Origin of the sequence: Pedobacter sp. BAL39 (genome assembly GCF_000170795.1) — a bacterium.
Classification (GTDB): Bacteria; Bacteroidota; Bacteroidia; order Sphingobacteriales; family Sphingobacteriaceae; genus Pedobacter.
This window is the reverse complement of sequence record NZ_ABCM01000003.1, coordinates 48,801-60,088: the sequence shown is the minus strand read 5'-3', so window position 1 is coordinate 60,088 and position 11,288 is coordinate 48,801. Positions and strand designations below refer to the sequence as shown.

Annotated in this window: 11 protein-coding genes; 6 read left to right on the top strand and 5 right to left on the bottom strand. The window is 44.4% G+C overall.

Annotated features, from left to right (window positions below; genetic code table 11):
* Window positions 1-32 precede the first annotated feature (32 nt).
* The 4 genes from PBAL39_RS04660 to PBAL39_RS04640 all read left to right on the top strand — a co-directional run bounded on the left by PBAL39_RS04660 (window position 33) and on the right by PBAL39_RS04640 (window position 3,441).
* A complete protein-coding gene (locus tag PBAL39_RS04660) occupies window positions 33-590 on the top strand; it encodes a biliverdin-producing heme oxygenase (protein ID WP_008238842.1) in 558 nt (185 codons plus the stop codon).
* A 442-nt stretch (window positions 591-1,032) separates the two neighbouring features.
* Window positions 1,033-1,563, top strand: a complete 531-nt coding sequence (locus PBAL39_RS04650) for an NAD(P)H-dependent oxidoreductase (RefSeq protein WP_008238839.1) — start codon at window positions 1,033-1,035, stop codon at window positions 1,561-1,563.
* A 94-nt stretch (window positions 1,564-1,657) separates the two neighbouring features.
* Window positions 1,658-2,617: an aldehyde reductase gene (locus tag PBAL39_RS04645; RefSeq protein ID WP_008238837.1), complete on the top strand. Its 960-nt coding sequence runs from the start codon at window positions 1,658-1,660 to the stop codon at window positions 2,615-2,617.
* Window positions 2,614-3,441, top strand: coding sequence for an AraC family transcriptional regulator (locus PBAL39_RS04640; RefSeq protein WP_008238835.1), 828 nt, complete (start codon window positions 2,614-2,616; stop codon window positions 3,439-3,441). The genes PBAL39_RS04645 and PBAL39_RS04640 overlap by 4 nt, the downstream gene beginning before the upstream one ends.
* A 77-nt stretch (window positions 3,442-3,518) precedes the next feature.
* On the opposite strand, the gene PBAL39_RS04635 is transcribed toward PBAL39_RS04640, so the two are convergent.
* Window positions 3,519-4,601: a sodium:proton antiporter gene (locus tag PBAL39_RS04635; RefSeq protein ID WP_008238834.1), complete on the bottom strand. Its 1,083-nt coding sequence runs from the start codon at window positions 4,599-4,601 to the stop codon at window positions 3,519-3,521.
* 103 nt (window positions 4,602-4,704) lie between these two features.
* On the opposite strand from PBAL39_RS04635, the gene PBAL39_RS04630 reads away from it, so the two are divergent.
* The gene (locus tag PBAL39_RS04630; RefSeq protein ID WP_008238832.1) at window positions 4,705-5,769 is read left to right on the top strand and encodes an endonuclease/exonuclease/phosphatase family protein; all 1,065 of its coding nucleotides are present in this window, start codon (window positions 4,705-4,707) and stop codon (window positions 5,767-5,769) included.
* Between the two features lie 25 nt (window positions 5,770-5,794).
* On the opposite strand, the gene infC is transcribed toward PBAL39_RS04630, so the two are convergent.
* The 4 genes from infC to rpiA all read right to left on the bottom strand — a co-directional run bounded on the left by infC (window position 5,795) and on the right by rpiA (window position 9,655).
* On the bottom strand, window positions 5,795-6,364 hold the full coding sequence (infC, locus tag PBAL39_RS04625; protein WP_008238830.1) for a translation initiation factor IF-3: 570 nt from the start codon (window positions 6,362-6,364) through the stop codon (window positions 5,795-5,797).
* A 216-nt stretch (window positions 6,365-6,580) separates the two neighbouring features.
* Window positions 6,581-7,951 carry a PAS domain S-box protein gene (locus PBAL39_RS04620; RefSeq protein ID WP_008238828.1) on the bottom strand — a complete coding sequence of 457 codons (1,371 nt, stop codon included), beginning with the start codon at window positions 7,949-7,951 and terminating at the stop codon, window positions 6,581-6,583.
* Between the two features lie 158 nt (window positions 7,952-8,109).
* The gene (locus PBAL39_RS04615) at window positions 8,110-8,913 is read right to left on the bottom strand and encodes an AraC family transcriptional regulator (protein WP_008238827.1); all 804 of its coding nucleotides are present in this window, start codon (window positions 8,911-8,913) and stop codon (window positions 8,110-8,112) included.
* Window positions 8,914-8,971: 58 nt separating this feature from the next.
* A complete protein-coding gene (rpiA, locus tag PBAL39_RS04610) occupies window positions 8,972-9,655 on the bottom strand; it encodes a ribose 5-phosphate isomerase A (protein WP_008238826.1) in 684 nt (227 codons plus the stop codon).
* A 175-nt stretch (window positions 9,656-9,830) separates the two neighbouring features.
* On the opposite strand from rpiA, the gene PBAL39_RS04605 reads away from it, so the two are divergent.
* Window positions 9,831-11,249: a hypothetical protein gene (locus PBAL39_RS04605; RefSeq protein WP_008238825.1), complete on the top strand. Its 1,419-nt coding sequence runs from the start codon at window positions 9,831-9,833 to the stop codon at window positions 11,247-11,249.
* Window positions 11,250-11,288 lie beyond the last annotated feature (39 nt).

Below are 11,288 nucleotides of genomic sequence, written 5' to 3'. Positions count from 1 at the left end.
AAGACGTTATAAATACATCAAGATACCAGAATATGCTAAGTACAAAAATCAAAGAAGCAACCAGGACGCCTCACCAGGAAGTAGAGAAAAAAGTAGTTTTACGTATAAAAAATGTACGCAGTGAAGCTGACTATGCAGACCTGCTGAAACATTTTTATGCCTATTTTAACGCAGTAGAACAAGCGGTTGCGCCTTTCCTCACCACCGACATACTGCCTGATCTTGCTGAGCGCAGAAATGCCTCCTTCATCAAATCGGACATTGAAGACTTGGGTGGTACTGTTGATGATCTGCCTGCTGCCGCTGCTCCGGAAATCCACAACCTCGCACAGGCTTTGGGTGCACTGTACGTATTGGAAGGCTCCATCATGGGTGGCCCCTATATTGTACAAATGCTGCAGAAAGGTGGTCTTACCAAAGGTTTTTCGTTCTTCAGCGGATATGGTGAAGCCTCTGGTCAGAAATGGGCTGCATTTACAGCAGTGCTGAATAGAATAGAAAATGAAAAAGAAGTTGAACAGGCACTGAATAGCGCTCATCAAACCTTCGCCAGATTTGGTGATGTCTTTGAAGGCGTAGAGGCCATCTAGGTCTCTGATGCTTGTTGTTACAGCCCTTCTGACGAACAGAGGGGCTCCGCCAGAATTCCTCATCCTGACTCATTAATATTTTCCAGAAAAAATCTTCCGATCAGGTTTTTATGTCTCTTATCCCATTGCAGTCAGCTCATATTCCACTCCTGGCGGCATTTCTGCATACACAGTCCAAGTGACTACCTTGTTTTCCACCAAATCTAAGTTTTTCATCTAGCAGGCAGTCGCAAATGACCAGCGTGCACTGGCCACCGATGATGTTGGCTGCACGCAGCTCCGAACATTCATCCGTCAGGCATTGTTTGTTAGCGAAGTTGGTTCACGTTTCTTTGACTTTAGACATTACTTACATTTTTGATAGTACATTACAATTGGTTGTCAGCATACAAAAATCAGGCTATGGAGTTATTTTTGCATCAGATCATCTAAAACTGATACAATGAAAACATTAATCATCGTTACCCATCCCGATATCAAAAATTCTGTTGTGAACAAACGATGGATCGAAGAACTGAATAAATTTCCTGACAAGTATGCCGTTCACCAATTACATGAAACTTATCCGGATGAAAAAATTGACGTGCCGGCCGAACAAAAACTGATGGAGCAATATGACAAAATCGTATTTCAATTTCCATATTACTGGTTCAATTGCCCTTTCTTATTGAAGAAATGGCTGGATGATGTTTTGGTGCATGGCTGGGCCTATGGTAGTAAAAGTGGCTATAAGGTTGCGGAAAAAAAGATCGCACTGGCCATGTCAGTAGGTGTTGATGAAGATGAATATCAGCCTTCAGGGATTTACAAATACACACTGGAAGAACTCACCCGCCCCTTCGAGCTGAGCTTCGAATATGTCAAAGCTGACTACAGGCCATTTTTCGCCTTTTACGGACTTGAATACAACTCCTCATCTGATTGGATTGAAAAAAGCGTACCGCAATACCTGAATTTTTTAGATGCACTGTAACACATAATGACCCGCACAACACAATAAAACTGGACTTCACAGCAAAGTATGAAATGATAATAGCAGCTAACTTTGGGGTACCAAATTTAACAAAATGAAAAATACAGTTTTAGTGACAGGCGGTACCGGATTCGTAGGCATCCATACCATACTCAAATTATTAACAGCCGGATATCAGGTCCATACGACACTCCGGTCACTGGACAAGAGGAATGTGATAATCGATGCCCTGAAAGAAGCAGGGATCGACCGGGAGCTTGAAAAACTCGCTTTCTTCGAGGCAGATCTAACCAGTAATGTGAACTGGGACGCAGCCATGAAAGGCGTAACTCATGTACTGCACATCGCTTCCCCATTCCCTGCTCAGGATCCGGCGGATGAAAATGAACTGATCATCCCTGCCCGGGATGGTGCCTTACGTGTTTTGGCAGCAGCAGGAACAGCAGGGGTGAAACGTGTAGTACTCACCTCATCATTCGCCGCCGTTGGTTATGGCATAGATGTTAGAGACCGGAAGTTTACTGAGGCTGACTGGACGGATGTCAACGCTGACCTTCCGGCTTATATCAAATCAAAAACGGTGGCGGAAAAAGCAGCCTGGGATTTTATATCCAACCAGACTGGCCCAATGGAACTGACTGTTATCAATCCGGTAGGAATCTTTGGACCTGTTATCGGGGGCATCAGCTCTGCATCACTCGACATCGCTGTTTCAGGAATTTTGAACGGCACGACAAAAGAAAGCCCGGACTTTACCATGGGGGTAGTCGATGTTAGAGATGTCGCCGCACTTCATATCATTGCAATGGATCATCCCGATGCTGCAGGAGAGCGGTTCATTGCCAGCTCAGACGGCGTAATGAGCTTTTATGATGTGGCCAGCTTGTTCAGGAATGAAAGACCGCATTGGGCAGCACATATCGCAGAGATGCAGCCCACTCCGGCAGCATTTTACAAACAAATGTCCAACGATAAGGCAAAAAACATATTGGGTTGGCTACCCAAAAGCAAAGAAGAAGCACTGCTCGCAAGTGCAGACAGTCTGATGAAATGATTAACTTTATCAAAGTAAAAAACAGCGAGGTGAAATTCAACAATATACAATCCTGTCATTTAGGCCCTGAAATATCTCCGGAACAATTTATTCCGGAGCATTTCTTTCTTTATCTGCTAAATGGGTCGATGAAAGCCTTCGATGGAAACAGGAGTTATGCCATGAATCCCGGCGACTACTGCATTGCACGCAAAAACCACTTGGTTCGTTACACAAAATATAGAGATCAGCATGATGCATTTGAAAAAATAATTATTACACTCGACGAGATCTTCCTGAAGAACTTTCTGTACAAACATCCTACTTCAGTAGAAAAATCTGAAAATGACCATTCCTTTTTATTTATAGAGGAAGATTTGCTGATCAAAAATTTCATCCAGTCATTAGCTCCTTATTATCAGGGTGGTCAGCAGATCGATCAGACATTTGCAGACCTGAAGCGTGAGGAACTATTGCTGATTCTGTTGAAGAACAATCCTCAGCTGGCCGATATTTTCTTCAATTTCGGCATTCCCGAAAAAATAAACCTGGAAGCGTTCATGAACCGTAACTTCAGATTTAACATCAGCCTGGAGCGCTTTGCTTTTCTTAGTGGAAGAAGTTTATCGTCATTTAAAAGAGACTTTCAGAAAACTTTCGGAACCAATCCCGGCAGCTGGCTCAAAAGAAAAAGACTGGCAGAGGCGTATTTTCAAATCAGCAAAAACAATGAAAAACCAAGTCATATTTATCTGGAGGTCGGGTTTGAAGACCTTTCTCATTTTTCCTATGCTTTCAAGAAGGAGTTCGGACTAACCCCTACAGAAGTAGCTGCGAAACATTAACCCAACAAAAAAAACAGTATGCGTTCAGCCCTCTCCTGTTGTATGGAAGAAAATAACAGCTTCAAAGTTCAGCAACTTTAATGTCCGGAGCTGGACTTCCTTACGATCCAGGGCAGTGAAAGGCCCTGACCTAAAAGGGTGAACAACACCACTGCAACGGTGATAAAGATGATGGTTTCCCGCATTGGAAATGGCTGCCCATTTTCAAGTGTTTCCGGCAATCCGATGGCAATTGCCAGAGAAACAATGCCGCGCATCCCTGACCAGCTGATGATAAAGCTATTTCTCACGTCAAGGAGAGCTTCCTGTTTCACTCCACGCACACCAGCCGAATAGCCTTTTTGCAAGCGTCTTCGCTGTAAAAACACCTGTATCATCCGCAACGCCAGTACAACTATCGTAATCAGCAGTGCATATCCGATGTTTGGTAAAATCTGACCTTCCGGCAATTCGCGGAGCACATATGGAAACTGTAATCCAATGAGGGCTACAAATGGCATCAGCAGCAGCAGGCTCATGACCACCAGACGGTCAGTCCTTACCCACTTCAGCATCATCCTCAAGATCATGCTCAGCACCAGTCCTACCAGAAAACCACCGGCGAGCACCACCACGAACATCAGGCTCACCTTCCAGAACACAAAGGATACTCCGGTCACAGCAGCTACCGCCACACGGTAAGCAACCAATGCCGACGCGTCGTTCACCAGACTTTCTCCTTCCAGGATCGTCACCGTACTTTTTGATAAGCCAAGCCCTTTAGTGACACCTAGCGCGGCTACAGCGTCGGTGGCCGACAAAATAGCGCCTAGCACAAAGGCCAACGACCAGCTGATCCCGGGGATAAAGTAATAACCGATCACCGCAATGCCACAGGTCGTAAGAAACACCAGTCCTAATGAAAGTGTACTTATGGTGCTGATGTGTGTTTTAAACTGATCAAAAGAGATGTTGAACGCCGCATCATAAAGCAAGGGCGGCAGGAAGATCAACATCACGACCTCTGGATTTAAACTGACGTGTGGCAAGGCCGGGATAAAGCCAATCGCAATTCCTGCAACAATCAACAACATGGGATAGGATACCTTTAGCTTACCGGCAAAAGCCAGCATTCCAATTGTGATTGCCAATATAATAAGTACCACACTGTAATTTTCCATCCTAAGTAATTGTTGTCCGGGAATAAAAGCACAATTTATTTATTTTTCACCATATTTACGGCACTGTCATTATCCAGCAGCCACATCTTTAACTTTACAAATTTTGTCACTACCCTTACCACTCGTCTACCTCAGCTCTTTCCTGATTGTTTCCACCCTGATCCCGTTGATCAGACATGACTTCTGGATTTTCAGGGTTTTTGAATACCCAAGGCTGCAGAAGCTGACGCTGAACATTGGGCTGCTGATGCTCATTCTTTGTTTCTTTTTTCCTACAGAACTCAACGGACAGGTGCTCACAGCCCTGCTGTTCATCAATAGCTGCTACCTTATTTACCAGATTTATCCCTTTACCATACTGGGAAAAAAACAGATCGTTCAAAGCAGAAAACCTGCAGGCGACAACAACCTTAGGATGCTGATTGCCAATGTATACCAGGAAAACAGGCAGTCGGGCGACTACCATAAGCTGATTCAAAAATGCGATCCTGATGTCATACTTATGGTAGAGACCAATAAGTGGTGGCAGGATCAAATGGATTGCATCAGCAAGGATTATCCCCATCAGCTGAAGGCACCATTGGAAAACACTTACGGCATGTTGCTGTATTCCAGGCTTCCACTTGATGAGGGGGCTATACATTACCTCGTAGAAGAAGACATCCCCTCTATAGAGACGGCAGTAAAACTTAAATCAGGACAACTGGTAAAATTGTATTGCCTGCATCCTCAACCTCCGGTGCCTCAGGAAAACCCGAGATCCACAGAACGGGATAAGGAGATACTGATGGTGGCTGAGAAAGCCAGGTCCTGCAAACTTCCGGTAATTGTAGCCGGCGACCTGAACGATGTAGCCTGGAGTTATACTACGGAGTTGTTTACCAAGATCAGCGGTTTGCTCGATCCAAGGCGTGGAAGAGGTTTCTTCAACAGCTTCAATGCTAAATATTTCTTTCTGAGATTTCCTTTAGATCACATTTTCTGCTCCACGGAGTTTACCCTCAGCAGCATCAAAAGAATGGATGCCTGTGGATCTGACCATTTTCCAATGTGTGTGGATCTTCAGTATGATCCTGCTTCAGAACATAAAAATGATGCACCCGAAGCGGATCAGGATGATAAGGAGCTTGCCAAAGAAAAGATCAATGTAGACACTGACCTATCCTGACAAGCTTTTATGTGACGATAAATAATTATTTCTTCGCGGCTTTCGGCCCGAGGGTCAGAAACATACGTTTGCCTTCCAGTTTTGGGAATAGCTCGACCTTACCAAACTCCTCCAGTGCCTGAGCAAACTTCAGCAGCAGGATTTCACCACGCTCCTTGTAAACTATTGCGCGTCCTTTGAAGTGCACATAAGCCCTCACCTTCTCTCCAGCCTGAAGAAAGGCTGTCGCATGTTTCAGCTTAAACTGAAAATCATGGTCGTCGGTGTTAGGCCCGAAGCGGATGTCTTTGATGATGGTTTGTTTAGCTTTTGCCTTGATCTCTTTTTGTTTCTTCTTCTGTTCATAGAGAAACTTACTGTAGTCGATGATGCGACAAACGGGAGGGACCGCATTGGGTGAGATCTCTACCAGATCGAGTGCTTGTTCTTCCGCCAGCTCCAGGGCCTTTGCCAATGGATAAATCCCGGTTTCGACGTTCTCGCCAGTCAGACGTACTTCTGATGCGGTAATCCTTTCATTGATCTTGTGTTCGGGTTCCTTTTTTTTGAAGGGCATACGTGGCCCTCTGAAAAATCCTGCTTTTTTTAATGCCAAATTGTAAAAATTTAAATGTTATAAAATTTAGTATCCGATAATATAACAAAATAAAACCACAATTGGTTGAACTTATTTTTTGATGACATTCCCATTATTGAAACTAAGTGGTACCTGATGAATCTACAGGCAAAACCTAGTAATATACAATTAGCCAACCTCATGGCCATGAAGGTATCATCACTTAAGATTTTAAAACAATTGTGATTTAAAGGGCTAGCTACTGCGACGTACAATTCCTTTGATGACTTCATCGAGGTCTTGTGCTGACTCGCGAATCAATTTAAACAGCTGCCTGACTTCCTCCATATCGGTTTCCTTTTCATCCAGCAATGAAACAAGACCAAGTATACTGGCCAGCGGAGCCCTTACGTCATGCGACTGCATACGCGAGATTTCCGTCAGCCGTTTGTTCTGTGCTTCTATCTTATGGATGTAGTTCACCCTTTCCGTAATATCCTGCATAGAACCTATGGTACGTATGGCTACACCATCGGCATCGAAGATGATCGAAGAGCGGTCTAGTACATTTTTATAGGTACCATCAGCACAGCGAAAACGGTACTCCACAACCTGCCTTGTACTTTTTTCTTCGCGGAGTTTTCGGAACTGGTTGCGTACCTGGTCAATGTCATCTGGGTGCACATGTTCTTCCCACCAGGAATAATCATGCCCCACTTGTTTGTGTCCAAATATCCCCGAAATCCCTCTATTCCAGATGGTGTACCCTGTTTTAAGATCCTGATCCCATATCGCATCACTTGTGGCCTTTGATACGACATTGTAGCGACTGATGCTAGCCTCGAGCGCCTGCTGAGTGGTAATTCGCTCAGTCTGATCTATTGCAAGAACCAGTCTCGCATTCATTCCTTCAAAAGAAACGGAATTGCCCTCGACAGATACAAGAATCAGCTCACCATTTTTCTTTTGATGTTTTACGACACTCTGATTGTAAAGACCAATCCTCACATTGGCAATGATGTCATCGAGCATCACTACCTCCGCAGCAGGCCGGATATCCTTGATGGTCATCTGTAGGAATTCTTGTCTTGAATAGCCATAATGGTGAACCGCAGCATCATTCACCTGGAGGAAAGCCAGCGTTTCCAGGTCATAAACCCATTGCGGCAAAGGACTCAGATTAAATAGGTCCAGATATTTTTCTCTTTCGTCTTCCAGCAACTGACTTGCTTTTTTTCTCACAGTGATGTCTTTGAAACAGACAGACAGACCAGTACCGGAAGGAAATGCGACAACATCAAACCACAGCTTATTGTAATCAAAATACTCTTCGAAACGCACAGTAATGCCTTCTTCGAGCGCTCTGTGGTATTCGGAAAAAAATTTCAGCGGAACGGCTTCTTTGTATACTTCCCAAAGATTTTTACCCAGAATTTCCTCCCGGGGCATGGAAAGAAGCTGCTCAGCCTCCCTGTTCCAGTAGGTAACCATCCAGGAACCATCCACTTCAAAAAAAGCATCCGTATAACTTTCGAGGATGCTGGCAATACGCTGGCGGCAGGCTGTTAATTGCGCTGCACAGTCTAACCCTTCATCGGAATCATACAGGTCTAGAAATTTGCTCATTGTCGCCAGGCAGATGGTAATAATAATTCAAATCTCAATATAGGGTTTTTTAGTAAAAATCTTAACTAATAAAACTTTTTAGCGTATCAGTGTACCAATATGGTGCATAATGGCAATCTTATTTGAAGATTGAACCGTATTTTGATAAAGCACGAATCCTATTGAATCATTGAGGGTGCTACACCGTAGGCCTTTTTAAAGGCATAAGAAAAATGCGACAAATCTTCGAAGCCCAGCTGGAGGTAAATCTCTTTAACGGCCATTTTTTTCACGGTGATCATATAGTGAGCTTCTTTTAAACGACGTTGCAACAGCCAGCGACTGGGGCTCATCTTAAAGATTCTCGCGAAGTCGCGCTTGAAGGTCGACAGGCTCCTTCCACTCAGATAAGCAAAGCGTTTCATCTCCACATTGAAGTGATAGTTTTTATTCATGAAGTTCATCAGGTCGATCTTTCCGGGTTCCGAAAAATCAAATAGCACATCTCGTAGCAACGGCTGTTCTTTTAACAACATTAAAAGGGCCTCCCTGATTTTAACAGTTAGAATGGCCCGGCTATCTTCTTGTTTCAGCATGTTTTCATAAGCAATCAGTGAGCGCATGTAGTCTTTCAGGACGCTTGCGTCCGGCAACCTGATACAAGAAAAGCCTCCAACAGGGTTACACTGGTCATATCCATATTCCAGGCCGAAGTCGCGGAGCGGTTCCTGCTGAAAAAGGATGCTGACCGAGCGAAACTCACCGTGCTCAGGCGGGTCTTTGGTGAACTTAATCAGCGTATTCCTCCTGCAAAAAAACAGCTCACCGGCTTTGAAATATTGCGTTTGCCCATCAGTTTCCATAGTCATGGTGCCCGACAAAATATAGCCCAACGCATGGTCTTTACTAAACTGCTCCCCCTCCCTGGTTGTAGTATAATTGCAGGAATAATGAATGGGTATCACATAGGGTTGCTTGATCATCGGATAGAAATGATGTTTAGTGATGGAAAAGCCAGAACCGCTGATGGCATTAAGATTTTCATTTTTGGGTAATTGTTCTTATTCCTTCAGGCCCTGCAAGGATGGCTTTATCCGCCAGCTTAAAAAACAAGGAGTGATCCACTACGCCGGGGATCATTTTGATTTGATCCAGCAGTTCCAATCCAGGTAAAGTTACAAAGGAGGCATCGATCAGGTAACAGCCTCCGTCGGTCCTTACTGGCCCCACACGTTGATCTCCGGTCCTTATTATCAGCGAGATGCCTTTAAATTGTTTACGAAGTATCGCCGACACTACATTCAGGGCTTGCGGCAGAACTTCGATGACTAGTGGATAGGTGACATCCAGGTGTTCCACCAATTTCCCGTAATCTCCGAGCAGGACAAACTCATCCGCCATTACCGCAAGAATCTTTTCATAGGTATGTATTCCTCCACCGCTTTTCAACGCATTAAGCTGCCAATCCAGCTGGTCACACCCGTCGAAATACAAGTCTACCCCTTGTAGAAAGTCGGAAGGCTTAACATTAAGTCTGTGATCATTCAACATAATAACCGTATCATAAGAAGGTGAGCTGAATGTCAATGTGCTGGCGAGGGCATGATCTGCAGCTATGGTCTTCACAAGATAAGCAATAGTGCTTCCGGCTCCCAGTCCGATGACCTGTCCTTTAGAAATGAGTTTGAATGCTTCCGTTGCAGCTTGCTGTTTATAATTATTCATTTGACAATGTTTGACTTCGACAATTGTTTCCGATGGCACAATTTAGCAAATATACCACCAGTCTGCGGGATATTTCATTAACAATACCGTGCATCTATTACAAAAGCGATAATTTTCACGCTGAAGCACAGGCATCTTTTTTGTTAGCTATCAAAGGTAACCTTAAATCATTTTTATGAAGCAGTGGAACTATTTCATTTTGCAGACGCTTTTATTCGTCAGTGTCGCGCTATCCAGCGCATGTCAGTCGTCCAACACATTTCCCGGTGTTTATGCCGGTGTAAAGCTTAGCCTGAACCCACTTGGGGGAGGCATGAACCGTACCGATGTGGTCATTTTGTTCCGAAAGGACAAAACCTTTACAGATGAGCTGGAAAAAAAAGACTGGAAAACTGCGGTACGTGGCAAGTACGTGATCAGTGGCAAAAAGATCCAGCTCTTGTATAAAAATGGTGATAAAGATGAATTCGACATGACCTCGCATGGCAACCTTGACGCCGGGACCTTTGTGATGTTTAAGATGGAACTGGATAACCGCGTTCCGAAAGGATCCTATAAGTTCAAATTTGTAAGCGGTGCTGGTGGCATTGCTACGGGTACAACCTACATCGGATCCAGCAGTAACAGAGAGCTCAATTTTGATGGTGCAGGAAATTTCACTACAGAACGGCAGTCAGCCACGGTAGTTGCGGGGGATAATATTGGCGGAGGTACAAGTTCCAAAAGTGATGGGCGTGGGAAATATACACTGACAGACGGTGCGTTAACCCTCAAATACGACAATGGCAATACAACGACACATAGCTTTTTTGCAAGTGCTGGTGACAGTAAGAATAAACCCATGGCAGTAGTGGACGGCAGCTTCTATTTTATGGAAGATGACAAAGGAAATAAAACCGAATCGAAAAATAGCACCAGCAGCCGCACGGGGAGTACGCAAAATACAAGCGCACCAAATTCGAATTCACCAGGAGCGCTGAGTGGCAAACTTCCTACTGCTGTCGAACTCCTTAGTTCCTTAAGGAACAAATACGGGGCTGAGGCTATTGACGGCATCAGGACCTACAAAGTCACCGCAGAATTTAACGGTATAAAACTGGTTTCCTACAATGATCTCGCCGGGAACAGATTCAGGAACGAGATGTATCAGAAAGGTAAACTTGTCGTTGTAGAACAGATTTCTGCAACTAGCGGATGGCAATGGGTAAATGGCAAAAAAACTCCTGCTACGGCTGCGCGCATCAGGGAAGCTCAATACAATGATTATGTAGGTGTACTTGGCCTTCAGCAGAAATATAATAAAGCTTTCGCCCAAGGCAAGGTGATGGCCAACAAAAAAGGTTATTCCGTAGGTTTTCAGGTGGATGGAAACACATTTATCTATGTGATTGACAAAGATTACAACATCGTTGGTGATAGCTACGTGATTGGTAAGAATAAGCAGATCAATGCTTATAGCAACAACCGGACAATTGCCGGAATACGCCTGCCATTTACCACCATTTCCAGTAACGGGACAAATAAGATTACCATAAACTATCAGAGTTTTGAGGCGAATGGGACATTGGACACAGATTGGAGTGATCCACGATAATCAGATCAGCCCCACCTATTCTGACAAGCCGGTTCGGCG